The organism is Njordella calcicola (assembly GCF_056494125.1).
Map to the genome: position 1 here is coordinate 6,306,744 of NZ_CM151396.1, position 14,425 is coordinate 6,321,168.

Below are 14,425 nucleotides of genomic sequence, written 5' to 3' on the forward strand. Positions count from 1 at the left end.
TTATGGTTGTTGTTGGGCAGATGGCTCAGTTGCAGGATTTTCCGATGTAGGCGTTTCGGCAGCCGGTTCATCGACCACAGGTGTTTCAGCAGCCGGTGCTTCTGAAGCGTCATCCGAGCCCGCCGAGCTATCTTCAAAGGTCAGCGGCGTTTCGTCGGCAGCTTGAATCTCAGCCGCAGGCGATTGCGGCGATGCAGTTTCCTCAGGAGTTTGTGCTGGCAAAGCGGAATCCGCGTTCCGCAGCCCCAGCGGATCGAACGCTTGGCTGGCATCGCTGCCAGCCGGTCCACCCATGGATGAACCAGCGCCGCCGCCCATGCTGCTGCCTGCCGTCGTGTTGACAGATGTATTCGAAAGGGCCGCGCCTGGATCAGGTTCATTAAAGTAGTAGACGGCGACAGCCGCCAAAACGATCCAAATGCTAGCAGTCACGATGGTGATCCGCGTAAAAATATCGCCAGCCTTGGTCCCAAACGCACTTTGGCCACCGGGGCCACCCAAAGCACCGGTCAAACCGCCGCCACGCCCCTGCTGGATCAAGATCAGCAGAATCAAAAACGTCGACAGCAGGAACAAGGGAATCCCAAACAAATACTGGGAAAGTTCCGCGATTGGGAATACGAATAGCTGGATGGGCACCGCAGCCACCTTCAATAAAATGCGAAAGTTACGGCATTCCGCTGCGCAAGCAACGCCCGCGACGGAAATCGAAAGTCGCGTATTCTATCGCTGGGCTGTCACGATGGGAACAGGATTTTGACTTAATTCCTTGCTTGGCGGAACTTGTTTTCCAGGCAGTCAGCCCCGCTGGCCCGTTTCGTAACTGCCGGTACGACTGTGATTTGCTAAACTATGGTAGCGATTCCTTGGTCGCACTCCCGCCACTCACCCCCTCCCTGAGTTCTTTGCTAGAGAATCAAACTATGAACAAATCTTTCGTATTATGTCTACTAGCTAGTGTGCTGCACGTCGCTTTGCACCACCCCGCAACCGCTCTGTCCAAAGAGTATACGATTGCCAGTCGCGAAGAGCTGCAGGCAGCGACCAAGTCGGCGGTGGCCGGTGATTCCATCCTGCTGGAGGGCGGTCGCTATCGCGGCGGCCTTTCCATCCAAGGCTTGCAGGGTACTGCTGCTGCGCCAATCCGAATCGCGGCCAAGTCGTTTGAGAACCCGCCCATTTTCGAAGGGGGCGGCAGCGTGCTGCACTTAAGCCAATGCAATCATGTTGAACTAGACGGACTGCATCTCCAGGGAGCAACTGGGAATGGGATTAACGTCGATGAAGGCGGCGCCAAACGACCTCCAAGCCTTGGCTTGGTATTGCGTAGGCTGACGATTAAGGACATCGGCCCCAAAGGCAATTGCGATGGCATCAAGCTCTCGGGGCAAGACCAGTTCCTTGTCGAAGACTGCCTCGTCGACAGTTGGGGCAACGGCGGTTCTGGCATCGACATGGTCGGCTGCCACCATGGAACGATTCGCAACTGCACGTTCCAGCGACCAGCAGAACAAGCGACTCAAGCGATGGGCTCCAATGGCGTGCAAGTGAAAGGCGGGTCCGCTCAAGTAAAAGTGCAGGGCTGTCGATTCCTGCACGCTGGTGGCCGTGGTGTCAATATCGGCGGCAGCACTGGCCTTGATTTCATTCGGCCATTGGATGCAAATCATGAAGCAAAAGATTTGCTAGTAGAAGATTGCGTCTTTGTCGGTGGCCAAGCGGCGTTTGCGTTTGTTGGTGTCGATGGAGCCATCGCACGTAACAACGTGATCTATCAACCGACTCGCTGGGCCATCCGCATCTTGCAAGAGAACCGCGATCCCCGCTTCGTCCCATGTCGCAACGGCGTCATCGAAAACAATGTCTTCGTCTTTCTAAGCACAGCCATGGTCGAGGCGGTAAACATCGGACCAAATACGCAACCAGAATCCTTCACGTTCACAGGCAACCATTGGTACTGCGAAGACAGGCCGGATCAGACGCAACGCCGCGTCCGCTTGCCCGTCGAAGAGCAATCGCCTAAGTATGGCGTCGACCCTCAATTCGTCGACCCAGCCAACGGCAACTTTGAACGAAAGCCTACGTCGCTGACGCAGCATTAACGTGAATCGTCGAAACGAAACGCACGGCCTACAACCACGGTGGCACCATGTCCCCCCCCAAAAATTCCAATTCCGATTCGGCCTCAACCGCTGAAGCTTCCACTCGTCAAGAGAGCATCCAGTCACCTCACGATCGGCTCGTAATCAAACGCTACAACAAATCGATGCCGCTCGAACACTGCTCGCCAATCATCTACCGAAAGAGATTGTACAACATCTAAAGCTCCAATCGCTGGCTCCCGTTGACACAAGCTTCATCGATCCCAACCTCAAGCGAAGGTTTGCAGATCGACTCTTTCAAGTCGAAGTTGCAGATGAGATCGTTCAGGGCTTGGGCATGAAGACCAAGTACCTTTATATCTTCGTTCTGATTGATCACAAAAGCACGGACGATCCCAATACGCTGATTCAGATGCTCGGATATATCGCTCGCATTTGGGAGAATGCTCTGGCGAGCAGCAAGCCGATCGTACCAATATTTCCGTGGGTGATTTACAACGGCGTTGGGCCGTGGCGAAGCAGCCGCAGTTTGGCCGAACTGATTCCGGTACCCGAGAGTTGGAAACGGTATCTCCCCGCTTTAGACATGACCATTTTGGATGTAGGCCGCATGGACGATCATGCCATGCTGGGTGAGCCGATTTTGCAAGTTGCGTTGACGCTGTTAAAATATGGGCGTGATGTCAAATTGGAGAGTGCCTTGCGTCTGTTGTTTGAATTGCTTTCCCGAGAGTTAAGCCCTCAGAAAGTGAAAGATGTATTGGATACGATCCGAGTTTATGTGATTTCGGTAAATGCCGTAGTAGGGGAAGAAAAGATGAGCGACTTAGTTTCTGAATTTTGGCCCGTTCAACCCGAACCAGGCTCCGTGGCTGACCAATTGATCAAAAAGGGGGAGGCCCAAGGAATCGCGTTGGGTGAAGCTCGCGGTGAAGCTCGCGGCGAGGTTCGCGGAGAAGCTCGTGAGAGACGCAATACGATTCGGATACTTCAGTCGATACTCGGAGTTCCCGAATCTTCTGAAGAAGAGCTTGTCGACAAGAGCGCGGAAGCACTGCAGGCGAGAATCGACGAGCTGCGAACTCAAATAAGTAATCGATCTGCGCTTTGATAGAGCTTTGATTAGCTCTTTGCCTCAATCGATGTTTCGCTAAAGGCAATTTTCAATTATCATGATAGATTGTCCCCACCAAAATATTTGAGATAACTTGGCTTTTAAAGCCGAGCCCCACCCCAGCCATGGTTTGGATAAGCGGCCGATGATGCACAGCGCATCACGTATGCATGCAGTCCAGCCAATTCCCGCCTTTCAGCATTGCGAAGTCTAGCCATCGCTTCACTTACAATGCTTAATGATCTCCCGCATCCCTTCCAAAACAATCGTTGAATTGATGTCGATTTCTCCTGCCGATCCATGGTGCCGTAAAGCGTGTTGTAAAAAGCCGCACACTTGCGACTTGATGCGCCGCATCGACGCGAATACCCGTCGCGTCGCCTGCGGATGGCTGGTGCTTGCGATCGCCGCTTCCATACCAGCGAAATCGATCGGCCAAGAGCCTATGGAGCTATCGCATGCGGCAGCCACTGAAGTTCTACAACGATCCTGTGCGGAGTGCCATAGCGAGAAAGGTTCATTTGACGTTCATCGCTTGCAGAACCTGTCCGCGCTGACCGAGCATTACGATGAGTGGATGCGTGTTCGACAAAGACTGGCCGACCACTCGATGCCTCCGGAAGATTCAGGTGAGCTTGAGATCGCGATGCGTCTGCAGCTTGTCGACTGGATCAAAAATGCAACTCGGTCTGCAGTGCTCGAGCAAGGCGAACAAGCTGGCCCGCCTCAGTTCCGACGCTTGGCACGTCATGAGTACTCCAACACTATTCGCGATTTGCTGGAGACACACTTCGACGCAGGACACAGCTTGCCTCAAGATTTCGCGGGCGGCGAAGGCTTTAATAACGCATCCGAGACGCTAATCATTTCGCCGATTCATGCCGAGAAGTACATTGACGCCGCCACCGAATCGCTGGAGTACGCATCGCGAGATTCCAAAGCTCGCGAAAAGTTGTTCGCGATTACGCCCAATGAAACAATTACAGAAGAGGATGCGGTTCGCGAGAACTTGCGACGACTGGCCGATCGCGCGTTTCGCAAACCTGCGCTGCCCGAACAAGTGGATCGCTTCGTTGAATTGTACAAGGACGCTCGCCATGATGGACTGGACTATCATGACGCCAGCTTCTACGCGATGCGCAGTATACTGGTCTCGGTCGACTTTCTTTTCCTGGCAGAAACAGCTCCGGAACATGTGGAAAAAGCGGAACCATTGACTGACCACGAACTCGCATCACGCCTGAGCTATTTCCTCTGGGCGTCCATGCCAGACGACGAACTGCGGAAGATTGCTGACGAAGGGAAATTGCGTGACCCAGAAACTCTGCAACAACAGACGCTACGATTAATCACTAGTCGAGGAACTCACTTGAACGATTCCATGGTTCAATTCGTAGGCCAATGGCTGGGGACCGACGATTGGGGGAATTCCAAACAACCGGATAAAGCGATTCATACGTGGATTCAAGAGAACCATATCTCGTCCATGCGAAACCAACCGGTCTATCTGTTTGAAGCCATGCTGCAATCCAACGCTAGTCTCTTGGATTTGATCGACGCCGACTGGACGTACATGACCGGCGATTTGGCAGACATGTACCGGGTAAAACGCGCTAAGCTGAAGACGGAGAAAGGCGAACTGCAGCAACATTTGAAGAAGGTATACTTGCCAGAAGAACTTCGCAATCGCAGTGGACTGTTGGGCTGTGGAGCGGTCATGAGCGTCTCGGCTTATCCGCGCCGCACCAGCCCAGTGCTGCGGGGCGCTTGGGTGCTAGACAAGTTGTTGGGAATAGAATTGCCCCCGCCTCCACCCAACGTGCCTCCGCTGGAAGAATCCGAACAGGTTGCCAAGCAGCAAACGGTTCGTGAACGACTAGAAATGCATCGCGCCAATCCGACTTGTGCGACCTGCCATGACCGAATTGATCCCATCGGTTTTGCACTTGAAAACTTCGACGAACTGGGGCGATGGCGCGAGAACGACCTTGGAGGCAAAGTCGATGCAACAGCCGAGCTGGCCGACGGGACAGAGATTGAAGGGCTCACAGGTCTGAAAACCTATTTGCTTGCAAACAAAGAACAATTTGTACGACATCTGACAGAAAAGATGCTGGGCTATGCATTAGGCCGCGGACTTCGGCCCTCAGACTTATGCACCGTCGAGAAAATTGTCGAACGAGTTCAACAAAACGATTATCATGCACAAGAGCTGGTTCTTGGGATCGTGACCAGCGAACCATTCCTTAACAAGAAGCTTACGGCGGAGTGAACATGCGAAAATTACATCGACGAACGATCCTGCGCGGTGCAGGAGTAGCCTTAGCCTTGCCGCTTTTGGAAGCGATGCGGCCAGCGGCCAGCGCGATGGGCGCAAACGCCGAAAAGCAACCGGTTCGATTCGCGGGACTGTTTTTTCCTAATGGAGTGCGTCCCGATCGCTGGACACCTGCCCAGACCGGTTTTGAGTGGACGTTGCCGCTGCAGTTAGAACCGCTCGCTCCGGTCAAATCCGAAGTCTCTGTCATTTCGGGGTTGTGGCACCAAGCGACGGAAAACCAAGGCGATGGGCACTACGTCAAAGATGCCGCTTGGCTGACCGGTCGCACGATCAAAAAGACGACCGGTGTCGACTTGAATAGTGGCGGCATTTCGATGGACCAAATTGCAGCCCAGACACTTGGCAAGTTTACGCCGCTGCCATCGTTGGAACTAGGCACAGAACAAGTGCGCTCTGGTATCGACGCGGTGGTGGGCTACACGCGCGTCTATGGTGCTCACATCGCATGGCGACAACCGACACAGCCGCTAGCCAAAGAGATCAATCCACGGTTAGTGTTTGAACGTATGACGATGATCGCCAGCGGCAAGAGTTCAGGGAAATCCAACCGCCCCTTGCTGGACTTGGTCAGCGAAGACGCCAAGCGTCTGAGCCGATCGCTGGGTCAAAATGATCGACAGCGTTTGGAGCAGTATCTTGAATCAGTCAATGCGCTAGAGCAGCGACTGGAAACCATGGAATCGCGGTCCGAGCAGAGCTGGAAGTCACGTGTCGATTTCGCCTTACGTCAAGCTCCGCCAGATTCGCCAAAGGATCATACTGAGCGGACGCGGCTGATGCTGGACATGATCGCGTTGGCTTTCGAAGCAGATATCACACGCGTATCAACCTTCATGTTCGGGAACTCCGTGAGCGATATCAATTTCTCGTTCCTTGAAGGCGTTGAAGGTTCGCATCATGATATCTCGCACCATTCGAACGAAGAAAAGAAGCTGGCTCAATACGAAAAGATCGTGCAATGGCACGTTGCACAGTTCGTCTACTTGTTGGAAAAGCTGCGATCGATACCAGAAGGCGACGGCAACTTGCTAGATAATAGCGCGATCATGTTTGGATCTGGTTTCCGAGATGGCAATGCCCACAACCCTAGAGACCTACCGATTCTCTTGGGCGGTCGATCCGGTGGAGCGTTGCGAGCCGGTCAACACGTCGCGTGCACCATGGACAATCCGATGTCGAATTTGTTGCTGACAATTCTAAATGCGATGGGAATCCCGGAGACGAGCTTTGCAGACTCATCAGGACTAGTTGATCCGTTGCTATCGTAAGGCTCAAGCTGGGAACTGTTCCAGATTGTTGAGCCGCACGCAGACCGATGCGTTAATAGGCTTCGCCACTGAAGACGACTTTGAATGTTCGAAACAAGATGCGAATATCCATCCACAGCGACCATTCTCGGATGTAGCGATGATCAAATTGGACGCGAGCTTCCATCTTTTCGATCGTATCGGTCTCGCCACGCGAACCGTAGACTTGAGCCATACCGGTGATGCCAGGCCGTACTTTATGACGCATCATATAACCGCGAATCAACTTTCGGTATTGTTCGTTATGAGCTGAAGCGTGAGGTCGCGGCCCGACCAGCGACATCGTCCCGGTCAAGACGTTGAACAATTGCGGCAATTCATCCAGCGATGTACGACGCAGGAATGCGCCCACTTTGGTTACGCGCGGATCATTCTTGGTGGCTTGCTTGACCACTGGTCCGTTGTCGCAAGTTTTCATTGACCGGAATTTCCAAACCAGGATTTCTTTACCGTCCAATCCATATCGCTTCTGTCGGAAGATAATCGGGCCCGGTGAACTTAGTTTGACAGCTAGGGCGCAAGCTAGCAGGATGGGGCTGAGTAAGATCAACGAAACAAACGAAACGGCGACGTCAAAGCATCGCTTCACCCAACCATCTACGCCGTAGATCGGTGTTTCAAAGACGCTGACCACGGGCAGGCCGCCGAATTCGGTCCATCGTGAATGCAACAGCTCGAACACGAAGAAGTCGGGAACGATATAAGCCGACGCCGTCGTGTCGGCTAGTTCGTCCAGCAATCGCGAGATGCGTTTCTCAGCACGCATGGGCAGTGTGATCAGCACCGTATCGATCTCGCCATTGCGAGCGGACTTTACCAGTTCCGCTAGCGATCCCAAGAATGGCGGCAGATCCTCGCCCACTTGGTTGCGTCGTTCAATGTTACGGTCGTCGAAAAAGCCAACAACTTTGAAGCCACTGTGGGCATATTCGGTCGATTGCTTGGCCACGTGAATCGCCAAATCGCTGGTTCCCGCAATCGCGGTACGACGCACTCCCATGCCTCGGCCGTAGAAGTATTCCACAATCGAACGTAGGATCATGCGGGCTTGCATCAGGATCAAGCCGCCGAGCATAAACCACGCCAGCCCGCTGGAGCGAGCGAAGGTGTCGGTCAGGCGAGTCATGAACCCGAACCCGGCGGTTGCTGACAAAGCGGCAATCCAGGAAACAGCGATCATTCCCAGTTCCAGTTCGCGACTCATCGACCGCACCTCGCGGTAGATGCCGCTAAATTCGCCGATAATGAAGTACGCTAACAGGGCGATGGCCGCAGTTGACCACGTCGACGAATGGATCGACTGGCCGGAGAGCGACTGAGCGAGATAAGCACTGCCGAAGATGGCTAAGCCGTCGATCAAACGATTTGCGGCGGGCTGCCAGGACTGAGTTCGCCGGATGGAGTAAGGAACCATAGCGGATGTTTACGCGACCTTGAAGGATGACCAAAAGGGGGTGGGTAAGCCGATTTCTCAGGGGAATTCGACGATTTCCCAACCGTTTTCGCGAAAGCTTAGGTCGCTCGCAACGCAAGGCAAATCAAATTTATCAAGCGGGGCGATGAGTTCGCGGCTATTGAACCCGACGGGACACCCGTCCGTAAGCAAAACGATCTGAGGCAGGCCTCAGCTTCGACCAAAACCTGCCGCTGGGTGAGAGTTTCGTGAGTTTGCCGCGTCCGCGTACACTAGCGAAGGGCATTGAAATCGTTAAACTCTGCACTCCCGTCAGTTATCTGGTGGATTATTACAGATTATTTACCGTAAACCAGGAATGAAGAAACGATGGCATCCGGTAACGAACGAAAGCCGATGATCGAGGCGATTGGGCTCTCCAAGTTCTACGGTCCATTTGCCGCAGCCCGAAATATCGATTTTGTGGTCACCGAAGGAGAATTGGTGGCTTTTCTGGGGCCCAACGGAGCGGGCAAAAGCACGACCATGAAAATGCTGACCGGCTATCTGGCTCCCAGCGAAGGGCAAGCTCGGATCGCTGGCCATGACATGTATAAGGACCGCATCGCTGGCTCACAGCGTCTGGGTTACTTGCCCGAAAATGGGCCGCTGTATCCTGACATGACGCCGCACAGCATGCTGGCCTTCTTCGCCGACGCCCGCGGTATGGATTCCGCTCGCAAAAGCGAACGGATCGAAGCGGTCGTCGAACTGTGTGACCTAAAAAGCGTGCTGCACAAAGCGATCAGCAAACTATCCAAAGGGTTCCGCCAACGTGTCGGCATGGCGCAAGCGCTGTTGCACGAGCCAGACGTTTTGATCCTGGACGAACCCACCGCTGGCCTGGACCCCAACCAGATTCGCGAAGTCCGATTGACGATGAATAAGCTTCGCGAGACGAAAACGATTCTGCTCTCTACGCACATCCTGCAAGAAGTAGAAGCGATGGCCTCTCGCGTCATCATGATTAACGAAGGCCGCAAGGTCTTCGAAGGTACCGTTTCTGACCTGCGCGCCGTTGAAGGTGATCTTGCAGACGCATTCCACCAACTAACGACAGCTCCGGTTTGATTGTTCCAACTCGCTTGGAAGTCACCCCTGCTCAAGTTCCTTCGCAACTCCTTCGATTCAACGATTCTGACAGATATTGAAACATGGCTGCACTGGCAATCTTAAAGCTAATTAGTTACGACATCTTTTTTCTTGCGATCTTGTTTGGTTTAGCCGCAATCCTGGCCAACACTCGCCGAGCGGCCTACGCGGTGCTCAAACGCAACTTCTTTGGCTACTTCGCAAATCCAACAGGCTACGTTTTCTTGTGCTTGTTCGTACTGCTGACCAGCATGGCGGCATTCTGGCCGCATTCATTCTTCAGCGATAACATCGGTTCGCTGACGCAGTTGAACAAGTGGTTCGTCTACATCATGCTGTTCTTCATCCCGGCAATTACGATGAGTATCTGGGCTGAAGAGCGTCGTCAAGGCACAGACGAATTGTTGCTGACACTGCCAGCAGATGACTTTGATATCGTGATGGGCAAGTACTCTGCAGCCGTTGCAATTTTCACCAGCTCCTTGCTGTTTTCGCAGATCTCGACGTTTATCGTGCTCTGGTCATTGACGATGGGCGAAGTCGACACGGGCTTGTTCTTTGTAAACTACTTAGGCTACTGGTTCATTGGTCTGGCGATGATTTCGATCGGTATGGTCGCATCCTTCCTAACCAACAACTTGACAGTTGGCTTTATTCTAGGCGCGCTGTTCAATGCCCCGCTGGCCTTTGCCCAGCAGTCCGATGTCATTATTCCAAGCGACTTCATCGCACGACGTTCCAAGAGTTTTTCATTGCTCGAGCAGTTCGATAATTTTGGACGCGGTGTGCTCAGTTCAGCGTCGATCGTGTTCTTTACTTTGATCGCAGTCTTCGGGCTGTATTTGTGTATGGTGCTGGTTGGCAAACGACATTGGAGCGGTGGCAAAGAAGGCAACAGCATGTTCTTGCACTACTTGGTGAGAACGCTTTTGATCGCCGGAATCGTCATTGCTGGCAGTGAACTGCTAAAGAACAAAGACTTGTTCCGCTTCGATGCCACCGAGGGCCAGGTTAGTTCGCTTTCGGAAACGACCCGCACCATGATCAAGAGCTTGAAGCCTGAACGCCCCATTGTGGTGGACGCATTCATCTCGGCGGACGTACCCGAGCAATATGCAAAGGTTAAATACGAAGTGATCTCGCTGCTAAAGGAGTTTGAATCGACTGCCAGTCGAGGTGGCGTGCCTGTGGAAGTTCGCATCAATGGTGATATCGAACGACGCAGCGAACAAGAGGAGTTTGCAAAACAACAATTTGGCCTCGAGCCACGCACGGTTCAAGTCCGCGAACGCGGGGTCTTTGCTGATCGTCCAATTTTGCTGGGCGCAGCATTCCGCAGCGGCCTAGAAAAAGTCGTTGTGCCTTTCTTTGAACCGGGAGTGCCTGTTGAATACCAACTGGTCCAAGCCATGAACACGGTCAGTCGTCCAGCTCGCAAGAAGCTGGGCGTGCTGCGAACCGACGCACAAATCACCGGTGGCTTTTCCCAGACATCGATGCAACAAGTCCCGCGGCAGCAGATCTTGAGTGACTTGGAGAAGCAATACGAGATCGTCGATGTTGATGCCAACAGCCCCATCGACACGTCGCTGTACGCTTGCTTGCTGGCGGTTCAACCTTCTTCATTGTCGCCAGAGCAGATGACGAATTTCGTGGCTGCTGTCGAAGCGGGATTGCCTACCGCCATTTTCGAAGACCCCATGCCAATGGCGATGCAAATGCCCGGCACTGGCGAACCCAAACAAGCTGGCAATCCAATGTTTGGCGGCGGACAGCAGGTTCCCAAAGGCGATATTCGCAATCTTTGGAAGGCGCTGCAAATCGATATCCCAGGCAAGCCAAACTTTACCGGCAGCATCAATCCCAACTTGGTGTGGCAACGCTATAACCCGTATCCGATGTTGATGCAGTTGCAACAAGCGACGGACCTTTGGCTTTTTGTCCGCGATGATGCAGCCAACGGCATTGATTCATTGAGCGAACAAAGTGAGATCACGGCCGGACTGGAAGAGATTATGTTTCTGTACGCAGGCGCAGTGCAGCCTGCAAGTGGTGCCACGATGAAGATGACGCCATTGGTTACCACCATCGAAAATAGTGGCATGATCTCGTTCGATGATGCCAACATTCGCACCAACGATTACGAGCAAGTGCGAATGCTGCAAGGACCTGCCATCGGAGGTCAAAATATCGCCATGATGATCGAAGGACCAGAACCAGAAGCCGCACCCAAGCCAGCCGAAGGTGAAGCGGCCCCGCCGCAAAAGAAGCCGATTCGAGCGGTCTATGTAACCGACGCCGATTGCATGTCGGACGTGTTTGTGAACATCCGCAATCAGCCGGATCTGTATGGGGACTTAAACTTCCGCATGCAAAACGTCAGCTTCGTGTTGAACGTCATCGACGTCTTGTCCGGCGAACTGGATTACCCCAAGGTTCGTCGCCACGTCCCAACGTACGCTACTCTCCGACTGGTGGAGATGCAAGCTGAATCGGCTCGAACCGTGGCCGCAGGCCAGCGCCAAGAGTTCGTGAACAAGTACAACGAAGAATTGCAAGCCGCCGAATCGGAAGTCACCAAGGTAGAGCAAGAGTTCCAGAAGAAAGTCGAAGACTTGCGCAGTAAAGGTATCGCCACTGTCGCTCAACAGAAGGACTTGCAAAAGGCACTTCAAGAGTACCAAACCAAACAAGCTTTGCTGGTCCGTGGTTTGGAAGTCAAAAAAGAACAGCTCAAACGAGATCGCGATGAGAAGATCTCCAAAGTAGAAGCTCAAACCGATCGCGAAATCCGAGACATCCAAAACAAATACAAGATGTTGGCGGTATTCATTCCGCCGATTCCACCGTTGTTGGTGGGAATCATTGTGTTGGTCTCGCGACGACTTCGCGAACGCGAGGGCATCAGCAAGACACGCTTAAGATAATTGTTTTTAGATTGGCTCATTGTTCGCGACCCACCGATCTGCTGCGGCCGCGAACCTGCTATTGATCCTTTTATACTACCGTTTAATGTTGGAACCAAATCGTGAACGAAATTAGCAAAACTGGTATCTTCGCTGGCGTCGCTGCCGTTCTCGCGCTGCTTGCTTATGTGACGGAGACACCAACAAGTTCAAACATTGAAGATGAAGCGCGGCAGCGAGTGGGCGAGGTGCTGTTCCCGGCCTTTGATGACTCATTGAAAGTGGCCAACCTAAAAATCGTCAAGTATGACGAGAAGCTTGGCACGCATGAGCAGTTTGAAGTCGCACAAGATTCGCAATCCGGCATTTGGATTCTGCCTTCGCACGACTCATACCCTGCGGACGCTCAAGACCAAATGAGCAAAGCGGCCAACAGTTTGATTGGCGTGAAGATTCTGGCATTAGCTTCTTCTCGCAACGACGATCAAGCGATGTACGGCGTGGTAGAACCTTCGCCCGATAAGACTCAAATAGGGGCCTCAGGCGTTGGATACCTAGTTCGCATGCTGGACAACAAAGGCGAACGACTGGCTGACCTTGTGATTGGAAAGAAGGTGACCGGGTCGCAGACGCAGCGATATGTTCGCGTTCCCACCAACGACCAAATCTACATCGCTGAAATTGACCCCGTGAACTTTCCAACCGATTTTAGCCAGTGGATCGAAAAGGATCTGTTGCAGTTAAGCAGCACGGACATCCGCACTCTGGACATTCGTAAATACGACATCGCGATTCAAGGTGCGTCGGCTGGGTTGGTGCGAGAGTTCGATGCCGTTTTGAATTACAACACCGAAGACGGAAAATGGAACGCAACCAAACTTGTCCAATACAATCGCGGAGTGGACACCCCACGCGTACTGGCTGCTGATGAAGAAATCAATGCCTCCAAACTAAACGCCATGAAGACCGCTTTGGATTCGCTGCAAATCGCCAATGTGGCTCGCAAGCCAGAAGGCTTGGCGGCGAACTTGAAAGCAGATGAGAAACTGATGCAGGACCAAGCGTCAATGCAGTCGATGCAATCCAAAGGCTTCTTCGTTCCCCAGAATCAAGAAGGTAACGAAATCTACTCTTCCTCAGGTGAATTGCTCATCTCGCTGAAAGATGGCGTGCAGTACCTTTTGCGATTTGGGGATACAGCCGATACCACGCTGAACAGCGGCAGCGAAGAATCGCAAAGTGTCGAAGACAAAGCCTTTTCGCTGAACCGTTACTTGATGCTGACAGCTCGGCTTGATGAGTCGCAAATCCCAGAAGTTGAACTGCAAACGGTCCCGCAAACTGTAGAAGAAATGGAAGCGATGGAAGCCGCGCAGAAGGCCGCTCAAGAGCCTCCTATGCAAGAGGCGACACCAGACAAATCCAATGTCCAAGCGATCCCTCCTGCGTCGGACGAAGAACCTGCGGCTGAGCCCGCTAGCGAGACACCCGCTGAAACTACCTTAGAATCCGAACCTGCGGCCGATGAAGCCGTGGAATCGGAACTCCCCGCCACCGAAGCCGATGCCCCAGCCCGGTCCGCGCAGCCGCAAGATGGTAGCAGCCTAGCTCGCACTCAAACTCGCTTGGTAGCCTTCCAAGAAGAGTCCGAGCAAACCGCTCCCCCTGCAGGAGATGAGCCAGTCGCTGCAACTGAATCTGAGCCTCAGCCAGCAAGCGATACGCCAGCCGATGCAGCGCCGACGGCTGATCAGGCAGCCGCCCCATCCGATGTTCCCGTAGAGGCGTCTGGCACCGAAGAGACGCCTGAGGAAAAACAAGAACGACTGGAAGCTCTTCAGGAAAAAATCAATAAAGCAAACCAGCGAAAATTAGACGAACGTAACGACCGCTTGGAAACTGCCAAGAAACGCGTGGCCGCACTCAACGCAAGATTCGCGGAATGGTATTATGTCATCAGCGAAAGCCAATACGAGAAGCTAAGCGTTTCGCTAGACGATTTGATCCAGAACAAGAATGCGGCCAACGGACCGTCGTTCAACCAACCGCCGGGCGGTCTGCCTAACTTCGGCGGCTTTGGCAACTAAGGCGTTTGCGGGTTACCCTGACC

The 14,425-nt window shown here is 53.2% G+C and carries 8 protein-coding genes and 1 pseudogene; 7 read left to right on the top strand and 2 right to left on the bottom strand.

Translation table 11 applies throughout. From position 1 onward, the window contains the following. Nucleotides 1-639: a preprotein translocase subunit SecG gene (gene secG / locus SH302x_RS24395; protein WP_479365516.1), complete on the bottom strand. Its 639-nt coding sequence runs from the start codon at nt 637-639 to the stop codon at nt 1-3. A gap of 284 nt (nt 640-923) precedes the next feature. On the opposite strand from secG, the gene SH302x_RS24400 reads away from it, so the two are divergent. The 4 genes and pseudogenes from SH302x_RS24400 to SH302x_RS24415 all read left to right on the top strand — a co-directional run bounded on the left by SH302x_RS24400 (nt 924) and on the right by SH302x_RS24415 (nt 6,825). Continuing rightward, nucleotides 924-2,102, top strand: a complete 1,179-nt coding sequence (locus SH302x_RS24400; protein ID WP_479365517.1) for a right-handed parallel beta-helix repeat-containing protein — start codon at nt 924-926, stop codon at nt 2,100-2,102. Nucleotides 2,103-2,259: 157 nt separating this feature from the next. Next, nucleotides 2,260-3,213 (top strand): annotated as a pseudogene (locus tag SH302x_RS24405) (Rpn family recombination-promoting nuclease/putative transposase); the annotation flags it as partial. A 241-nt stretch (nt 3,214-3,454) separates the two neighbouring features. Beyond that, nucleotides 3,455-5,488 carry a DUF1588 domain-containing protein gene (locus tag SH302x_RS24410; protein ID WP_479365519.1) on the top strand — a complete coding sequence of 678 codons (2,034 nt, stop codon included), beginning with the start codon at nt 3,455-3,457 and terminating at the stop codon, nt 5,486-5,488. Nucleotides 5,489-5,490: 2 nt separating this feature from the next. Then, the gene (locus SH302x_RS24415) at nt 5,491-6,825 is read left to right on the top strand and encodes a DUF1552 domain-containing protein (RefSeq protein ID WP_479365520.1); all 1,335 of its coding nucleotides are present in this window, start codon (nt 5,491-5,493) and stop codon (nt 6,823-6,825) included. Between the two features lie 52 nt (nt 6,826-6,877). Here SH302x_RS24415 and SH302x_RS24420 read toward each other — a convergent pair whose 3' ends face one another. Next, nucleotides 6,878-8,278, bottom strand: coding sequence for an undecaprenyl-phosphate glucose phosphotransferase (locus SH302x_RS24420; protein WP_479365521.1), 1,401 nt, complete (start codon nt 8,276-8,278; stop codon nt 6,878-6,880). A 369-nt stretch (nt 8,279-8,647) separates the two neighbouring features. Between SH302x_RS24420 and SH302x_RS24425 the strand changes: the two genes are divergently transcribed. From SH302x_RS24425 to SH302x_RS24435, 3 genes are all read left to right on the top strand, one after another. Beyond that, entirely contained in the window at nt 8,648-9,388 is a 741-nt protein-coding gene (locus SH302x_RS24425; RefSeq protein WP_479365523.1) for an ABC transporter ATP-binding protein, read from the top strand. Nucleotides 9,389-9,471: 83 nt separating this feature from the next. After that, nucleotides 9,472-12,336 (top strand): Gldg family protein, encoded by a 2,865-nt coding sequence (locus SH302x_RS24430; protein ID WP_479365524.1) that lies wholly within the window; start codon nt 9,472-9,474, stop codon nt 12,334-12,336. A gap of 101 nt (nt 12,337-12,437) precedes the next feature. Beyond that, entirely contained in the window at nt 12,438-14,402 is a 1,965-nt protein-coding gene (locus SH302x_RS24435; RefSeq protein WP_479365526.1) for a DUF4340 domain-containing protein, read from the top strand. The last annotated feature ends 23 nt before the right edge of the window (nt 14,403-14,425 follow it).

Bases quoted from the DNA above. Each gene is read 5' to 3' on its own strand.
- SH302x_RS24400 (WP_479365517.1), top strand. From the start codon at position 924: ATGAACAAATCTTTCGTATTATGTCTACTAGCTAGTGTGCTGCACGTC.
- SH302x_RS24410 (WP_479365519.1), top strand. From the start codon at position 3,455: ATGATCTCCCGCATCCCTTCCAAAACAATCGTTGAATTGATGTCGATT.
- SH302x_RS24415 (WP_479365520.1), top strand. From the start codon at position 5,491: ATGCGAAAATTACATCGACGAACGATCCTGCGCGGTGCAGGAGTAGCC.
- SH302x_RS24420 (WP_479365521.1), bottom strand. From the start codon at position 8,278: ATGGTTCCTTACTCCATCCGGCGAACTCAGTCCTGGCAGCCCGCCGCA.
- SH302x_RS24425 (WP_479365523.1), top strand. From the start codon at position 8,648: ATGGCATCCGGTAACGAACGAAAGCCGATGATCGAGGCGATTGGGCTC.
- SH302x_RS24430 (WP_479365524.1), top strand. From the start codon at position 9,472: ATGGCTGCACTGGCAATCTTAAAGCTAATTAGTTACGACATCTTTTTT.